The 15571-nt window shown below is 36.8% G+C and carries 20 protein-coding genes; 10 read left to right on the top strand and 10 right to left on the bottom strand.

Annotation, left to right across the window (positions count from 1 at the left end):
- The first annotated feature begins 83 nt into the window (after window positions 1-83).
- Together ACGTNH_RS09395 and ACGTNH_RS09390 are read left to right on the top strand one after the other, a co-directional pair.
- Window positions 84-1721 (top strand): DEAD/DEAH box helicase, encoded by a 1638-nt coding sequence (locus ACGTNH_RS09395; RefSeq protein ID WP_394586457.1) that lies wholly within the window; start codon window positions 84-86, stop codon window positions 1719-1721.
- A complete protein-coding gene (locus tag ACGTNH_RS09390; RefSeq protein ID WP_394586456.1) occupies window positions 1718-2527 on the top strand; it encodes a YqhG family protein in 810 nt (269 codons plus the stop codon). Before ACGTNH_RS09395 ends, ACGTNH_RS09390 begins: the two co-directional genes overlap by 4 nt.
- On the opposite strand, the gene ACGTNH_RS09385 is transcribed toward ACGTNH_RS09390, so the two are convergent.
- Window positions 2524-2697: a YqzE family protein gene (locus ACGTNH_RS09385; RefSeq protein WP_394586455.1), complete on the bottom strand. Its 174-nt coding sequence runs from the start codon at window positions 2695-2697 to the stop codon at window positions 2524-2526. The genes ACGTNH_RS09390 and ACGTNH_RS09385 overlap by 4 nt on opposite strands.
- 46 nt (window positions 2698-2743) lie before the next feature.
- Window positions 2744-3229 (bottom strand): shikimate kinase, encoded by a 486-nt coding sequence (locus ACGTNH_RS09380; protein WP_394586454.1) that lies wholly within the window; start codon window positions 3227-3229, stop codon window positions 2744-2746.
- 99 nt (window positions 3230-3328) lie between these two features.
- On the opposite strand from ACGTNH_RS09380, the gene comGA reads away from it, so the two are divergent.
- The 6 genes from comGA to ACGTNH_RS09350 are packed head-to-tail and all read left to right on the top strand — an operon-like array spanning window position 3329 to window position 6809.
- The gene (gene comGA, locus ACGTNH_RS09375) at window positions 3329-4321 is read left to right on the top strand and encodes a competence type IV pilus ATPase ComGA (protein WP_394586453.1); all 993 of its coding nucleotides are present in this window, start codon (window positions 3329-3331) and stop codon (window positions 4319-4321) included.
- Window positions 4296-5354: a competence type IV pilus assembly protein ComGB gene (gene comGB / locus ACGTNH_RS09370; RefSeq protein ID WP_394586452.1), complete on the top strand. Its 1059-nt coding sequence runs from the start codon at window positions 4296-4298 to the stop codon at window positions 5352-5354. Before comGA ends, comGB begins: the two co-directional genes overlap by 26 nt.
- 15 nt (window positions 5355-5369) lie before the next feature.
- Window positions 5370-5666 carry a competence type IV pilus major pilin ComGC gene (comGC, locus tag ACGTNH_RS09365; RefSeq protein ID WP_394586451.1) on the top strand — a complete coding sequence of 99 codons (297 nt, stop codon included), beginning with the start codon at window positions 5370-5372 and terminating at the stop codon, window positions 5664-5666.
- Window positions 5644-6099 (top strand): competence type IV pilus minor pilin ComGD, encoded by a 456-nt coding sequence (gene comGD, locus ACGTNH_RS09360; RefSeq protein ID WP_394586449.1) that lies wholly within the window; start codon window positions 5644-5646, stop codon window positions 6097-6099. The genes comGC and comGD overlap by 23 nt, the downstream gene beginning before the upstream one ends.
- Window positions 6089-6406, top strand: coding sequence for a type II secretion system protein (locus ACGTNH_RS09355; protein ID WP_394586448.1), 318 nt, complete (start codon window positions 6089-6091; stop codon window positions 6404-6406). Before comGD ends, ACGTNH_RS09355 begins: the two co-directional genes overlap by 11 nt.
- Window positions 6393-6809, top strand: a complete 417-nt coding sequence (locus ACGTNH_RS09350) for a competence type IV pilus minor pilin ComGF (RefSeq protein WP_394586447.1) — start codon at window positions 6393-6395, stop codon at window positions 6807-6809. Before ACGTNH_RS09355 ends, ACGTNH_RS09350 begins: the two co-directional genes overlap by 14 nt.
- Window positions 6810-7175: 366 nt before the next feature.
- On the opposite strand, the gene ACGTNH_RS09345 is transcribed toward ACGTNH_RS09350, so the two are convergent.
- A complete protein-coding gene (locus ACGTNH_RS09345; protein WP_394586445.1) occupies window positions 7176-7559 on the bottom strand; it encodes a Spx/MgsR family RNA polymerase-binding regulatory protein in 384 nt (127 codons plus the stop codon).
- A 238-nt stretch (window positions 7560-7797) separates the two neighbouring features.
- On the opposite strand from ACGTNH_RS09345, the gene ACGTNH_RS09340 reads away from it, so the two are divergent.
- A complete protein-coding gene (locus tag ACGTNH_RS09340) occupies window positions 7798-8043 on the top strand; it encodes a DUF2626 domain-containing protein (RefSeq protein ID WP_394586444.1) in 246 nt (81 codons plus the stop codon).
- A gap of 32 nt (window positions 8044-8075) precedes the next feature.
- Here the strand turns inward: ACGTNH_RS09340 and ACGTNH_RS09335 are convergent, their stop codons facing one another.
- A complete protein-coding gene (locus ACGTNH_RS09335) occupies window positions 8076-8699 on the bottom strand; it encodes an MBL fold metallo-hydrolase (protein ID WP_394586443.1) in 624 nt (207 codons plus the stop codon).
- A gap of 156 nt (window positions 8700-8855) precedes the next feature.
- Between ACGTNH_RS09335 and ACGTNH_RS09330 the strand changes: the two genes are divergently transcribed.
- Window positions 8856-9020 carry a DUF2759 family protein gene (locus ACGTNH_RS09330; RefSeq protein WP_394586442.1) on the top strand — a complete coding sequence of 55 codons (165 nt, stop codon included), beginning with the start codon at window positions 8856-8858 and terminating at the stop codon, window positions 9018-9020.
- Window positions 9021-9150: 130 nt separating this feature from the next.
- Here ACGTNH_RS09330 and ACGTNH_RS09325 read toward each other — a convergent pair whose 3' ends face one another.
- The 6 genes from ACGTNH_RS09325 to ACGTNH_RS09300 form a co-directional block, all read right to left on the bottom strand.
- On the bottom strand, window positions 9151-9936 hold the full coding sequence (locus ACGTNH_RS09325; protein WP_394586441.1) for an ABC transporter permease: 786 nt from the start codon (window positions 9934-9936) through the stop codon (window positions 9151-9153).
- A 14-nt stretch (window positions 9937-9950) separates the two neighbouring features.
- A complete protein-coding gene (locus ACGTNH_RS09320) occupies window positions 9951-10637 on the bottom strand; it encodes an ABC transporter ATP-binding protein (RefSeq protein ID WP_394586440.1) in 687 nt (228 codons plus the stop codon).
- A 136-nt stretch (window positions 10638-10773) separates the two neighbouring features.
- Window positions 10774-12633: an LTA synthase family protein gene (locus ACGTNH_RS09315; RefSeq protein ID WP_394586439.1), complete on the bottom strand. Its 1860-nt coding sequence runs from the start codon at window positions 12631-12633 to the stop codon at window positions 10774-10776.
- Between the two features lie 224 nt (window positions 12634-12857).
- The gene (locus ACGTNH_RS09310; protein WP_394586438.1) at window positions 12858-13811 is read right to left on the bottom strand and encodes an ROK family glucokinase; all 954 of its coding nucleotides are present in this window, start codon (window positions 13809-13811) and stop codon (window positions 12858-12860) included.
- 1 nt (window position 13812) lies between these two features.
- On the bottom strand, window positions 13813-14028 hold the full coding sequence (locus tag ACGTNH_RS09305; RefSeq protein WP_394586437.1) for a YqgQ family protein: 216 nt from the start codon (window positions 14026-14028) through the stop codon (window positions 13813-13815).
- 64 nt (window positions 14029-14092) lie between these two features.
- Window positions 14093-15547: a spore germination protein gene (locus ACGTNH_RS09300; RefSeq protein WP_394586436.1), complete on the bottom strand. Its 1455-nt coding sequence runs from the start codon at window positions 15545-15547 to the stop codon at window positions 14093-14095.
- Window positions 15548-15571: the final 24 nt, after the last annotated feature.

Below are 15571 nucleotides of genomic sequence, written 5' to 3'. Positions count from 1 at the left end.
CCATAGCGATTTAAAACGTACAGTTTAGATTTTTAAATTTCAAAAGAATCTATAAATAAACCCACTATAAGGAGGGGTTGAATGTGATTAAAGTTCACCAAGACTCCGAATTCTTACCTATCCTCACCAAAAGACTGGAAGCATCCGATTCGCTTTGCAGTTTTGATGAATTTAAATTAGCTTGGGAAGGGTTAAAATTACAATCCATCCCGCAATTTGAAGGGGTACTATCGCTAGAACAGCTCCCTCATGTGCAGTTCTTAGATCACCAAGTCCAAGCTTGTGAAAGAGTAGTTCATGAAATGAACGGCCGAGCCATTCTTGCTGACGAGGTAGGCTTAGGAAAAACATTGGAAGCTGGATTAATTTTAAAAGAATATATGATTAGAGGAATGGCTAAAAAAGTACTTATTTTAACCCCTGCTTCATTAGTCAATCAGTGGACTCAGGAACTCAGCGAGAAATTTTATATACAAGCCGCTTCTCCCCGAAAGAAACATGCAGACTGGAAAAATTGGGACGTAACCGTAACTTCAATAGATATGGCAAAAAGAGAACGCCATCAGGAAGAAATTCTCTCTATCTCATACGATATGATTATTATTGATGAAGCACACAAGTTAAAAAATCATCAGACAAAAAACTTTCAGTTTGTTAAACAACTAAAGAAAACATATTGTCTTTTATTAACAGCAACACCGATACAAAATCAATTAAGTGACTTGTTTAATTTAGTTTCCATATTAAAGCCAGGTTATCTTGGTGATTTAACAGAATTTAAAAAGAAATATAAAAATACGAACTTAGATGAAGAATCAACACAGCAGCACATTCATTCACTCCTTAGCAAACTAATGATACGAAACTTAAGAAAAGATACTGGACTTGATGCTTCAAAACGCAGAGTTAAAAATATTACACTGTATTTTAACGAAGAAGAACGACGTTTTTATGAAGAATTAGAAGCTCTCAAATCAGACTATCCCTCTTTTACATGGTTAACCTTAGCTAAAGAGTTTTGTTCTTCCCGAGAAGCGTGCTTTATGTCTTTAAAATCCATGAATGAACAAAACCCGTCTGACCTTAAAACCCACTTAATAGAGAGACTCGGAGAGTTACCTCACCATACGAAAGCCGAAAAAATGACGGAATTAATTAAGGAATCAGGCGAAAAGTTTATCGTATTCACAGAATACCGAGCTACTCAATTTTATTTACAATGGTTCCTACAACAGCAAGGTATTTCATCAGTACCTTTTAGCGGCAAATTTAATAAAAGTAAAAGAGACTGGATGAAGCAGCTTTTTAAAAACAAAGCCCAAGTCATGATTGCCACGGAAGCAGGCGCTGAAGGTATTAACCTGCAGTTTTGTAATAATATGATTAATTACGACCTGCCATGGAATCCAATGCGTTTAGAACAAAGAATCGGCAGAATTCATCGTTTTGGCCAAAAGAAAGATGTAAATGTTTTTAACTTTGCTATAAAAGAGACCCTTGAAGACCACATCCTTACTTTACTTTATGAAAAAATACAACTTTTCCAAAATGCAGTAGGGGACTTAGATGCCATTTTGGAGAAAATTCCGGGCGGAAGTTTCGAAAAACACGTTCAGACTATCCTTCAAGAGTCTGAGTCTCAAGGTGAGATTGATATCAAATTAAAAAATTTAGTCAGCTATGTTGAGTATTCAGTAGAAGAAAGGAAGGAATTAGGTTGAATAACGCTAGACATTATAACTTCACAAAAAGTTTCTTTGAATTAAACGGTTGCCTGATTACAGAGAAAAAACCTAAGCATATGACAATTAAGCTTACAAAAGAAATGGACGAAGCTCTTATGAATCGTCCATTTTATTGGCATTATATGAAAAAGATGAATCGAGAAGGGGAACCATTAAGTTTATCGTTTAAGGATATCAGTCTAGGGGATGAGGAAGAGGGTATATTTTTACACGCTGGAACACCTAAATTGCAACAAATATACCAAGTAGCTCTTGAAAAGGGATACACGACCCGTTTGTATGAGAAAATAAATTCGCCTTCTCAAAACCTTGCTCTTCATCCGTGGTTATGTATCAATGCAAAGCTTACATTTCGAGGGAAACAGTCTAAAGATCTATTGCTGTCTCTTGGTCTAAACCTTATTAATGGATCGCTCATTCACGAAGCTATGAATAAATTTCTAGGTGTGTCATTAACTTCAAATATCTCTGATTACACCTTCCCAATGACTCCATTAATTCGTTTAGAAAGCGGTTATAATCGGATCCTACAGAATATAGAAAACTACCTTCATGAGCTGGATACTGAATGGGCTGACCAGTCACTCTCTCAGCTCAATTACGAACAAAAACTGCTAGAAAGCTTTTTTCAATCCGGGGACGTTGATCCGGAGCAATACGAAAAGGAGCTTGAACAGCTCCATATCCGTTACCAGCCACGTATTCAGTTGAGCGTAGCTAATGGCGGCTTAATCTATTTAACCCACGAGACATCTCAGGACCTGCTAACCCATTATCATTAATTGCGCCGCTTTCTCAGCATCTTCAATGCGAATGGCAATAACCCAAACCAATAAGAAGTACTTTTCTTGGACACTTTCGCCTGCTTTTTTTCCATTTTCTCCCTCTTTGTCATATGCATGTGTTTCATCATTTCTTCTGTTAAAAATTGTGCATACTCACTCTTTTTCATAAGTACTCCCACCTTTATCAGAACTACTTTTATTATGTCCGGTGGGTTAACTTTTTAGACAATTGAGAACTTCGTTTGCAATAACAGGGGTCTCCTTGTGATCAACTTGAATCACATGGCTGGCTAGTGAACGATAAACCGGCAAGCGTTTTTCATAACGCTGTCGGTTTTCTTCTCGATTATTTGTCCATAGAGGTCGAGCTTGATCATTAGATAGTCGGCCATCAATCGTTTCAAAAGACGCATCCAGAAAAATAACCGTACCTTTTTTTAATAGTTCTTGATTTTCGGGAGCCAGTATAACTCCTCCCCCAGTTGAAACGATAACTGGCGCTTGCAGCGATTTTAATAAATCTGTCTCCAGCTTCCTAAAATACGCTTCCCCATATTTATTGAAAATTTGCGGGATACTCATTTCTTGTTGTTGTTCAATCGTTTCATCCATTTCTATGTATGGTATGTTCAACTTATCACTAAGCTCACTGGCCACCGTGGATTTTCCACTTCCCATGTACCCAATTAAAAAAATCATAATATTATCACTCCATTTTTATAAAATTTTTGCAGGAATTTATCAACTTACGTCGAAATAAGTATAGGCAAAGATATTGAAATGAGGTGATAATTCAACGTGAGTCAAATTGCTACTAAGGCTAGAGATTTACTCTCATCCGCTATTCATCATGCTGCTTCAGATATTCATTTTTCGCCTAACGATGAATCTACCGACATTTACTTTCGTATGGTAGGTCGTCGGACTTTTCAAAAGTCTTTACCTAACCCAACTTATCAGAAGTTATTAGCTTATTTCAAGTTTACTTCAGGGATGGACATTGGAGAAGTCACCAAGCCCCAAAATGCTTCATTAGAATATCGCGACACCCCCTTATTGTACCATTTGAGGCTTTCCACCTTACCCACAATTAAGAGTGAAAGTTTAGCTATTCGTATTCTTCCCTCTGCAGAACTCTTAAAGCTGGATCAGCTTTTCCTTTTCTCCCACCAATTAAAAACCCTAAAATCCTGGCTTAAACGTTCAAGTGGCATGATTTTATTTACCGGGGCAACAGGATGTGGGAAAACAACTACTATGTATGCTTTAATTCAGACACTTCTTCATGAAAAACCATTACAAGCTATTACATTAGAAGACCCTATTGAAAAGAATCTAAACGGTATAATTCAGGTTCAAGTTAACGAAAGGGCAGGAATCACATATGATGCAGGATTAAAAGATGCTCTCCGTCATGACCCAGATCTCATTATGGTTGGAGAAATCAGGGATAAAGAAACTGCCCATTTTGCCGTTCGAGCCGCTTTAAGCGGCCACTTAGTCCTCAGCACAATCCATGCAAAAGATGCCTTTGGCACGATTCAAAGGTTAAAAGAAATGAATATTAAGACGGTTGACCTTGAGCAAACGCTGATTGCTGTCGCAAGCCAACAGCTCATTAATCTCCAATTACCTGATTCTAAACCTCGAAGAGCGGCCATTCTGGAACTTCTAGAGAAGACAACCCTTATACAAGCTATTCATAATATCCCGCCTTCAAAGGATCCCTCCTTTCATCCATTTGAAACATTAAGGAGGAAAGCTTATGCTCTCGGCTATTTCAAAGATTAAACACTCTTTATCAAATAATTCTCCCTCTCTTCCTCTAAAAAAACAAATCACTTTTTTAAATCGCCTCTGCAAACTACTTACCAAAGGATATCCTCTGCTTAAGGCTCTTAAAATGACTAGCTGGGATGACAACTACAAGAAAATTACACAAGATATTATCGATGAACTTAATGTAGGTAACCCTCTAGATGAAGCATTTAAAAAAGCAAATTTTTCTAAGCAGGTCAGTTCCTTTTTATACTTCGCAAGAATTCATAAAGACCTCCCCTCTATGTTTAGACAATGTGCTGAAATATTGCAGCTTCATCATGATTCTAAGAAAAAACTTCAAGAAGCAATACGATACCCCATTATTTTACTTATTTTTCTGACTATCGCTTTTACTGTAATCAAACAAACAATTCTGCCTAGCTTTAGTACCCTTTTTGCAACTAATACTATACAGCCGTGGAGCCTTACTATTTTAAAATTAACTGACTTAGCTATTTCGAGTATGGGCTTTATCGTTATATTTGTAATAGGTCTGAGCATTGTATTTTATCTAACTAATCAGAAATTAACTACCTTTCACAGACTGCTTATGTATGAAAAGACCCCTCTCGTACGCTCCTATAAGATGTTCACTTTAACATTTCTATTTTCCACCCACTTAAGCTCTCTTCTTAAAGCAGGACTCCCGTTAAAAGAAGCCTTACAAGTAATCTCACACCAAACAAAATACCTTGAATTAGCTGCTTATGGAAAAAGAATTGAAAACCTATTACAGGAAGGGCAAACGTTAGCCGCCTCTGTGCATAGCTGTACGTTATTCCGACCTGAGCTTACCTCTATTTTTCATCACACCAATGACTTAGAAACATTAGAGTCAGAATTACAGATGTTATCAGAGCTTCTCATTGAGCAATTAAAAGAAAAAATGCTTAAGATTGTGCAATACATTCAACCCGTCTTTTTTATCGGGGTAGCGTGTATTGTGGTACTCATCTATGCCTCCATTATGCTTCCCCTATATCAATGGATGGACCAAATTTAAAGGAGCTGCTCACTTATGAACCAAAAAGGCTTTACATTAATAGAAATGCTTATTGTACTTCTTATTATTTCAGTGCTATTGATCATAACTATTCCAAACTTAACAGAAAACACAGAGTCGATTCGTACCAAAGGATGTGAAGCGCTCGTTTTAACTACAGAAGCACAGGTGGAATCGTACTATATTGAGCATAACGCACTTCCTGCCGATTTAAGTGTTTTAGTGGATGAAAATTACATTACCCAAACTACTTGTCCAAATGGCGAAGAGCTTACCTATGATGCTGTGAGTGGAAAAGTTGACAGCCCTTGATTGCCAAAAAGGCTATACACTCGTTGAGGTCACTCTCGTATTGACTGCCTTTACGGTTCTGCTCCTGATATTTGCCCCGCTTCAGCAACGTACAGTCAATAAAATAGAAAACGATCATTACCTGAAGCAGTTTGAAGAAGATATGTTACTCGCTCAACAATTAACGATGTCGGACCATCCTAATTACTGGATCATGGTTCGACCTCTACAAAATGATTATTACTTATACGACTATCAAAACAAAAAAACAATCTATCACAGAGTATTCCCACATGACTGGGAGGTAAGACTTCAAAGCCTTACCTCTCCTATTCGTTTTAATTCTACCGGTACAATGCAAAGCCCCGGAACAATGGCAATTAAAACCCATTACACTAATTACAAAATTACTTTTCCATTTGGAAAGAGCAGGGTGAGAATTGATGAACAATAACGGATTTACGCTAGTAGAAGTAATAAGTGCCTTCAGCGTGCTTATGATTGCAGCTTTACTTATTACTCCCCTACTAATGGAAATGAGAACTGCACAGCATTCCCTATCGGTAAAAAGAATTGCTTTAGTGACTTTACAAAACAAACTACATGATTATTCAACTCATTCTTCTATAGAAGATGTAAATGAATCAATCGATGAAGTCTATTATACATTTAACGTGTACCCGGATTATCGAGAAGGATGTGCGGAATGGAAAAATATGCAAAATGAAGAGGAGAAAGAATGCTTATATGCACCTTTATAATGAAAGAGCGTTTACATTTGTTGAAACAATGATATCTTTAATTGTCATTTCCATACTTCTAAGTATCAGCTTACCTACTATAAAGTTGGTGAAGAGTCCTTCATATTTTAATGAATTAGCCGTATTTCAATTTTTCACGTTCATCGAAAACGAAACAAACTCCTCAAGCAAAATTACGGTTAGTGAACGCCAAATTATTATAACAGATGTAGATGATAGAGAAATTGAGGTGTCCCTATATGGTGATGATGTGCGCAGAAGAGTAAATGAGAAAGGCCATGAACTGTTGATCCATGACTTAAAAGATATTACTTTTTCAATGCAGGATCATCTTTTAAGTATTCATGTCACTACTGTAAATGGAGGGGATTATCATAAAAAAATTCCCGTTTTCCAACAATGAAGAAGGCATCATTTTCCCCTGGGTCTTTATTTTAGTAAACCTAATGACCCTTATTACCATTTTCACCATCAATCTATATAAAAACCAAATGTATTCTACTGAAGCCATCCTCTATTCACACCAACTTCAAAACCTTTATTATTACTCGGAGACTGAGTTAATGAAAAATACAAACGATTTGGGTAATATTATAGAAATCTATACCTTACCTACTGGTAAGGCAGAGGTTAGCTGTAAGACAATTACAGAAAAAAATTATAAATGCGAATGGCACCTCAAGCTTTCTACAGGACAGAGTGATCGTTTTACAAAAAAATATTCCATGTAAAAAAACCGATATAAGTATCGGTTTTTTTTTAGTACGGGCTAAGAAATTTTTACTTTAAATTCGTGCTGCTCTGTTGTTAAACCTTTTAAACCTTCTTCATTATATCCAATCACTAACTTCTCACCGTCAGTCAGAATTGGTCGTCTTAACAGCTTAGGTTTTTCGTTAACTAATTGGAGAAACTCACTTACCGTTAAATCTTCAACTTCTATGTTCAGCTCTTTAAACTCCTTGCTGCGTTTCGCCAAAATTTCATCTATTCCACTTGTTGTAAGGGTTAATATCTGTTTCAACTCGTCTACAGTAGGCGTTTCTCTAAAAAGGTGCTGCTCATCAAACTTAATACCTTGCGTAGTGAGCCATGATTTAGTACGGCGACAGGATGTGCAACTGGGATAACTGTAAAATTTTAAAGCTTCCATCTTGATCGCTCCTTTATATAAAATTTTTGTCGAATTTTTAATGTACAGTTAATGTATAACCTTTGTACAATTTATTAAACCTATATACTTTAATTTTTTCATTTTAATTCGTTTAAATTTTATTTTTTAGGATAGAGTATAATAGATAAGCATATGGTTTATTTACAATCGTGACTTGGTCGTTTATAATGTGAATGATAGCGTTACGATGATAGATGATAAAGGAGGGGGAGGAAGCATGGATCGCATGTTTCGTGTATTGGCGTTCTGGACAGGGATTTTTGCCGTCATGTTTTATACTGGCGACATGATGGAAGCTGCATTTTTATCTCTAGCTCAAACTGCCTTTTTCCTTGCAATTGGTTACCTTAAACTGTCTGAACGTATGTACATATACATATTTTTTTCGTACTTGACAGTGTTTATGATTGGTTTTACGTATTATTCTTCATTCATTTTAGTACCTTCTTTTGGAGGTCACTAAAAAAACAGCTCCCTTTAAAAGGAGCTGTTTTTTTACGAGAAAAAAGGATTTTCATTTTTTTCTTCTTCTACTGTAGTCGGCAAACCATGACCTGGATAAATTTTCATATCGTTCCTCAGACTAAATAATTGAGTAGTTATACTATCCTCTAATATTTCTCGGTCTCCCCCGGGCAGATCTGTTCTACCTATTCCTCGCTGAAATAAAGTATCACCTGCTACAGTGAAACGTTGATTACGAAACACAAATGATACACTTCCAGGCGAATGGCCTGGCGTATGACGAACTTCAAAAGTAAAGGGGCCGATCTCCATCTGACCTGGGTTAAGTTCACGATCAGCCGGCCGAGCTGTAATTTCTCCTAATTGAAACAGCGCCGAGCCGTTTAAAGAGCTATCCATCAACCACTCTTTCTCGGCTGCGTGCAAATAAACGGGTGCCTGATAAGCTTCCCGTGCCTCATCTACAGCGCCAATGTGATCAAAATGAGCGTGAGTTAAAAGAATGGCTATTACCGTTACGTCCTTCTCTTTAATAAACTGATCTAGTTTGTCAAAATCTCCACCAGGGTCAACAATGATTGCTTGTGCTTCTGATGTGATAATGTAAGAGTTTGTACCCATTATCCCTAATGGCAGCCTCGTAATTTTTAACATTATATAACACCTCAACATCCTAAAATATTCTGCGATAACTACTCGACAAAACAACTATAATACTATAAAATAAATGTGGAAAGAAAACGGGTACATATAGTATAACATCCATTCATATCGGGTGATAATAATGAAAAGGATATTGGGGGTCTTCTTATGGTAACAGCAATCCTTCTTTTACTCGTAACCATTTTATGTGTTATGGCTGTATTTAGAGAAATTAAAACAAAAAATTTCTTTGCTGTTCTTTTTGCGGCAGGATCTGCTATAATGTTTGGCTGGTTCTCAGTGATGACCATTTATGCAAATTTATTTAGTTAAAGTCAAAAAACTCCAGTTGCTATTGCAATTGGAGTTTTTCACATTATAGAGAAACCTTTTTCATCGATCGTGTAAGTAAACGCGCCCTTGAAATAAAATTTAGAAATCGGTTGCCCCTTTATATTCTTTATTAAGACTGCGTGCGAATCTCTTCTTCCGTTTCCAGTAATTGATCTTGATCATTAAAAAAGTATCGGTACATCGCTAAAGTAATAAACATCGCACTTAAAGATACAGACGAGAATATACTTAGTGAGATGACAAGCTGATACTTTATCGCCATTACCGGCTCGACTCCGCCTAATATTAAGCCCGTCATCATACCCGGAAGCTGCACCAATCCAATTGTCTTAAGCTGATCTACGTTAGGAATAAGGGCAGCATTCAATGTTTTTTGTACGATAAGTTTAGACGCTGTTTTAGGTTTAGCACCTAACGATAAGGCGGCTAATAAGCGTCCGTTGTTCTCTTTAAATTCATTTTTCATCCGCTCTAATGCCAGCCCCATGGCCACCATACTATTTCCAATCACCATTCCACTCATTGGAATCACTTCTGAAGGTGTAAATTCAACCATATCAAATAACAGCCACATGCTTAATACACTTATTTCAATTACTATCAAGCCAACCAATATGTACCAAAATACATGAGGAAGCTCTTTTCCCTTTAATCTGGCATGGAAAGTAGCTACTGTAATCATAATACTAATCATTAATGGTATACCGATACTAGCTCTTAAATCAAATAAATAAGTTAATAAATATCCAATAGCAAACAATTGAATGGTTCCGCGTACAGAGGACCATAGGATATTTTTACTTAAGCCAAGTTGATAAAAATAAGATAATGAGAGCGGAATAAAAACAAATACAATTAAGAATAGTAAAGATTGATTAGAAATCTCTGGTTCCATTAGATTCACTTCCTTTAATCTTCAATAAATTTTTCCAATTCTTTTGACTTAGGCTTTTCAAGCATTTCCGGAATCCGGCCATCTTCTACCAGTCTCCCGTCAACCATAAATAGACCTCTTTCTCCTAATCGCCTGGCCTGCTTTAAATTATGAGTCACCATAATCATTGTCAAATTATGCACTTCTATTAAATTCTCCAAACATTCCTCTATTTCTTCAGCAGTACGGTAGTCTAAAGCACTTGTCGGCTCATCCAATAAGAGAACATCTGGTGAGTTAGCAAGAGTACGGGCTAAAGAAACTCTTTGCTTTTCTCCTCCGGATAACTGTGCTACATCTCTATCTAAATACGATTCGGGCAGCTGAACGTATTGTAAAAGCTTTTCTGCTTCTTGGTCATCCCATTCACCAAATATGGAAGGACCGTATTTAACATTATCTAACACAGTCCCTGGAAATAAATTAGGCTCTTGTAAAACTAAACCTACGCGTTTCCTTAATTCTGTGACTTCAAAGTCAACAATTTCTTGTTCTTTTAAATAAATAGATCCGCTGCTAGGACTATGTAATCGGTTGAACAAAAATAACAAAGTGCTTTTCCCTGCTCCTGAAGGACCAAAAAGGATTACTTTTTCCTTTTTATTTATCGAAAATGTTAAATCTTTTAAAGGTCCGTAAGAAACATCCTTAAATTGAAACATTCTCATTTCCACCCCTTTGTACTATTTTGAAACATCCCAAATGGTTATTTTTAGACACTCTTCTTATAATACCCGAGTTCACCGTATATAAAAGTAAAAAGTCATTATGAGAATAGACTCATAATGACTTTATTTCTTATTTAAAATCATAGAACCTGAATAAATCTCCGTAAATAATGTCATTGGAGTATTGTAATTCCTGATCGACTTTTTCTCTTACAGGGGCGCATGCCTCTTGTTCTGGGTCAATTTCTTCCCCTGTTTCTCGATCATAACAAATCGAATCAGTATAAATATACTCATCACTTACAAAACTGCCATCCCTCATTGCAATGTAGCCTTTTCGATCGTCTGAAAACATGTCTGTGCCAAAAGTGAGATCTTTTTTATCTTCTATACCCAAAAGATTGAGTAATGTTGGTTTTACGTCAATTTGTCCAACTACTTCGTCGCTATTTTCTGCACCTTCATACCCAGGTATATGAATCATGAAAGGTACTCTTTGTAATTGAATGTGTTCATAACCATTAATTTCTTTTCCTATAAATTCACCCATTGCCTTATTATGAAATTCACTAATGCCATAGTGATCTCCCATTAGTACAATAATGGAGTCTTCATACAATCCCGACTCTTTTAACTCATTAAAGAAAACCTCTACGGCTTCATCTGTATATCTAGCCGTTTGGAAGGAGTCATTTAAAGTTTGCGATCCAGAATCATGCTTATCTATATTGGCTTTTTCTTCTGGTAACTCAAATGGAAAATGGTGAGTTAACGTAATAAATTTACTGTAAAACGGCTGCTCCTGCTTTTCTAAATATGGGATAGACTGTTTAAAGAATTCTTTGTCCTCCAGTCCCCACCCAAATGAATTCTCTTCCGTTTCTTCAAATGATTCTTCCCCATAAAACTCGTCATAACCAATGTTGTCATACATGACTTCTCTATTCCAAAAGCTTTTATTATTAGCATGAAAGACAGAAGTTTCGTACTCATTGTGATTTAAGATTTCAGGAAGAGCATGATACTCATTTTGAGCATGTGTAAAGTAAACTGAGCCACGGTCAAGCGGATACAGTGAATTTTCCACTATAAATTCAGAATCTGATGTTTTCCCTTGAGCTGTTTGATGATAAAAGTTTTCAAACCAAATGGTATCATTTCTTTCTTTAAGATCATTTAAGAAAGGAGTGGTTTCCGTACCATTAATTTCAGAGTCCAATAAGTAGTTTTGGAAAGATTCAACGCTTACAAAAATTACGTTCTTATCTTCAGCCACACCAAACATTTCTGACGCTTCTTTTGAGCCCGTTTCTTCTTTCATGTAAGTTTCAATTTCACTTATTTCACTATCATCCGCGAAGACGCGCTGTGCTTTCGTTTTCGTCTGCATGGTGGCATCATAAATATGATAGTTGTAAATCCCTATATTTTTCACTAAATACTCACGGTCAAAAGCTCTGACAAATAGCATAGGACGTTCAATTTCAGCAAGTACTACATTTCCCGCAAGCAGCAAGAAAGTAACTGCCGTGGCTGCAATTTTAGTATGCTTACTAAAGTGTACAGCTGCATGAATGGATTTAACGCTTATCAGCCAAATAATAATTATATCTAAAATCAGAAGCACATCTTCAAAATGTATAAGCGTGAATAGACTAGAAGTTAAATCAGCTGCGTTATTTCCCTGAAAAAGCACTGGTATAGTGATAAAATCAGTAAAATTCCTATAAAAAACTAAGTTTAAATATAAGATTAACGTACCTACAATAGCGGTCCAACGCAAATACCTCATTTGATTTTTAGGTTTAAGCCAAACGCTGATTGCAAAAACCAAATAAGCACTTGCTAAGGGGTTAACAAATAAAATAAATTCTTGCATCAAGTTTTCGATGGTTAAGCCAAACATAAAGCGGTACATAAAATATGTTTTTAAACCAAAGAGAAACGATGCAATAACAAATAAAGGTAATCGCAATTTGTTAAATTGCATGTTGTTTCCTCCTCCACCCTGTAATTTGCATTTACGAGGATGTTTATCTTTTATTAATTTCCACGATGGATGATTTTTAAACAATTCCCCCTAATATGACGAATATCTTACCACAAAAGTTTCACAGAATGTAGTACTTCCCATTTATTACTACTTCTCACACCTCCACCTAAGCAAGAGATTTCCCTGCATTTCATTAAAAAAAAGCCAACTTAATGGCTTTTTTATTTGTGATACTGTTTTACCAACGATGCTCCACCTATGACACCGGCATCATTACCTAGTTCAGCCAGCTCAAACTTACATGCTTCGGCTGCTCTTGGTAATGCGTATCTTAAATAAGCTTCTTTTAAAGGATTTAACAATTGCTCTCCAGCTTTAGATACACCTCCGCCTAACACGATCTTATTTGGGTTAATTGTAACCGTTAAGTTGGAGAGTGCTAAGCCAAGTGTATCTATAACTTCTTCTAACACTTCCTTTGCAGCAGGGTCGCCGTCATCCGCCGCCTCAAATACATCTCTAGCTGTCAAAGCTTCTAACTCAGATAGAGTAGATGCAGGATATTGGTTCACGGTTTCCTTTGCTTTTCTAACTATAGCAGTAGCAGAAGTTTCTGTTTCTAAACATCCTGTTCGTCCACAGTTACAAGGAGCTCCTCCTGACTTCTTCACTGTCATATGTCCAATTTCTGCGGCTGTTCCATTTGCACCATTCAACACTTCTCCATTAGCAATTATTCCACCACCAACACCGGTACCAAGTGTAACTGCAATTAAATTCTCTACACCTCTCCCAGCCCCTAACCAGTTCTCGCCTAAAGCAGCTAAGTTAGCATCATTATCAACCCAGACGGGCACCCCAGTTAATTCGCTTAACTCTACTCCGAAATCATAATCCTTCCAGCCAATGTTAATCGCTTCATTAATATAGCCAGTATCCGTGTCGACAAAACCTGGTGCTCCAGCACCTATACCAAGAATCGAAGCTTTATGTAGTTGCAATTCGTCTAAAGTATCATTAATAGCTATGTTAATATCTCTTGTAATATGCTTGCCACGATCACTCGTATCTGTGTGAATCTCCCACTTTTTAATGATCTCTCCCTCAGTCGAAATTACAGCCAGCTTTATCGTTGTCCCTCCAATGTCTGCTCCAATACAATATTTCTCATTCATTTCACCCATTCTCCCCTTTTTGTTTATCTCTTAGAAGCGCTATTTCCGAACGCAAAAGTAAAATAGCCATCTGGTAATCGTCTTTTGTTATACATTGAGCTTCATATAATGTTTGAACTTCATCTTCCATTAACTCTATATCAGCCAGACGGTCGCCCACATAGATAAATGTTCCAAATTTTTTTAATAATTGCTGCACATCATAAATTGTTTTCATATTATCACCTTAACCATTATACCAATCAATGTGAGGATTGAAAACGTATAAGACCCTAACCGACTTATCGGTCAGGGTCTTTTGGATGCAGAAATGCAGGTCTTCTATTTTTTAATGGAATCGGAGATCGAACAAATATATCTCTAAAGGCTCGTAATGAGAATGGTAGAAAAGGCCATAGGTAAGGAGTTTTAAATGTTTGCATATTAGATAAATAAAGGATCCACAACGTAATCCCTATAATATAACCTTTGAGTCCAAATAACCCTGTCACCATTAATAAAGCAATTCTTGAGATACGATCGGCTAAACCTACTTCATAACTTGGCGTAGCAAATGTTCCTATAGCTGCAATAGATAAATATAGTACAACTTCAACAGTAAACAGCCCAACATCTACGGCTACCTGTCCTATTAAAATTGCTGCTACCAGACCTAAAGCTGTAGCTAATGAAGAAGGTGTATGAATGGCGGCCATGCGCAGCATATCAATTCCAATCTCTGCAATTAAGAATTGAACAATGAGCGGAATAGTCCCTTCTTCCTCTGGCCCTATATAGGATAAATCCACCGGCAGTAATTCTGGATGTATTGAAAATAAATAATACAAAGGCAGTAAAAAGAGTGACATAAACAGCGCAATAAATCTTACCCAGCGTAAATAAGCTCCTACTAGTGGCTTTTGGCGATATTCTTCTGCATGCTGCATGTGATGCCAAAAGGTAGCGGGTGTAATCATTACGCTCGGCGATCCATCAATAATGATTAACACATGCCCCTCATATAAATGAGCAGCTGCTGTATCAGGTCGTTCGGTATAACGAATAACGGGGTAAGGATTCCAATGCTGCCCGCTTATAAATTCTTCAATTGTTTTCTCTGCCATAGGAAGAGCGTCAGTATCTATTTCTTTTAACACTCTTTGCAAGTGAGAAATGCGTTCATCATCTGCTATTTCTTTAATGTAGCAGAGACATACGTCAGTTTGAGACCTTCGCCCTATTTGTAAATATTCCATGCGAAGTGAACGATCTCGAACTCTTCTTCTCGTTAAAGCTGTGTTAAACACTAGCGTTTCCACGAATCCGTCTCTTGATCCTCTAACTACTCGTTCCAAATCGGGTTCTTCAGGACCTCGTACGGGATAGGTGCGAGCATCGATCATGATAATCTTATCTACACCTTCAACAACTAATGCCGTCGGCCCGGCTAATACATTATCTCCTGCTTTATTTAAATCTGTTTCTTGCTCCAATTCCACATAAGGGATGTGCGTCTTTATCAATTTCTCAAGAGGCTCAATACTTAAATCGTTAGCATCTAAGTGAGATAATCCCCTCATAAGGTAGTGTAATATATCATCTTTAATAAATCCGTCCACCATAAATAAAGACATTTTCCGATTAGCGTAGACTACGTCTAGTTGGATTAAGTCAAAGCTTTCTTCAACGCCAAGATAATCTTTGAGGTAACTCACATTTGTATCGTAATGATCAAACATTGGCTGTTTCTCTTTCATGCCATAACCCCCATGATTCTTATG

Origin of the sequence: Halobacillus sp. B23F22_1 (assembly GCF_043497005.1) — a bacterium.
Lineage (GTDB): Bacteria > Bacillota > Bacilli > Bacillales > Halobacillaceae > Halobacillus_A.
Note: the sequence above shows the minus strand (reverse complement) of the source record. Positions and strands in the feature narration are given on the sequence as shown.

Coding starts and splice junctions, on each gene's coding strand:
- ACGTNH_RS09385 (WP_394586455.1), bottom strand. CDS start 2,697: ATGAAAAAGAGTGAGTATGCACAATTTTTAACAGAAGAAATGATGAAA.
- ACGTNH_RS09380 (WP_394586454.1), bottom strand. CDS start 3,229: ATGATTTTTTTAATTGGGTACATGGGAAGTGGAAAATCCACGGTGGCC.
- comGB (WP_394586452.1), top strand. CDS start 4,296: ATGCTCTCGGCTATTTCAAAGATTAAACACTCTTTATCAAATAATTCT.
- comGC (WP_394586451.1), top strand. CDS start 5,370: ATGAACCAAAAAGGCTTTACATTAATAGAAATGCTTATTGTACTTCTT.
- ACGTNH_RS09355 (WP_394586448.1), top strand. CDS start 6,089: ATGAACAATAACGGATTTACGCTAGTAGAAGTAATAAGTGCCTTCAGC.
- ACGTNH_RS09350 (WP_394586447.1), top strand. CDS start 6,393: ATGCACCTTTATAATGAAAGAGCGTTTACATTTGTTGAAACAATGATA.
- ACGTNH_RS09345 (WP_394586445.1), bottom strand. CDS start 7,559: ATGGAAGCTTTAAAATTTTACAGTTATCCCAGTTGCACATCCTGTCGC.
- ACGTNH_RS09340 (WP_394586444.1), top strand. CDS start 7,798: ATGGATCGCATGTTTCGTGTATTGGCGTTCTGGACAGGGATTTTTGCC.
- ACGTNH_RS09335 (WP_394586443.1), bottom strand. CDS start 8,699: ATGTTAAAAATTACGAGGCTGCCATTAGGGATAATGGGTACAAACTCT.
- ACGTNH_RS09330 (WP_394586442.1), top strand. CDS start 8,856: ATGGTAACAGCAATCCTTCTTTTACTCGTAACCATTTTATGTGTTATG.
- ACGTNH_RS09325 (WP_394586441.1), bottom strand. CDS start 9,936: ATGGAACCAGAGATTTCTAATCAATCTTTACTATTCTTAATTGTATTT.
- ACGTNH_RS09320 (WP_394586440.1), bottom strand. CDS start 10,637: ATGTTTCAATTTAAGGATGTTTCTTACGGACCTTTAAAAGATTTAACA.
- ACGTNH_RS09315 (WP_394586439.1), bottom strand. CDS start 12,633: ATGCAATTTAACAAATTGCGATTACCTTTATTTGTTATTGCATCGTTT.
- ACGTNH_RS09310 (WP_394586438.1), bottom strand. CDS start 13,811: ATGAATGAGAAATATTGTATTGGAGCAGACATTGGAGGGACAACGATA.
- ACGTNH_RS09305 (WP_394586437.1), bottom strand. CDS start 14,028: ATGAAAACAATTTATGATGTGCAGCAATTATTAAAAAAATTTGGAACA.
- ACGTNH_RS09300 (WP_394586436.1), bottom strand. CDS start 15,547: ATGAAAGAGAAACAGCCAATGTTTGATCATTACGATACAAATGTGAGT.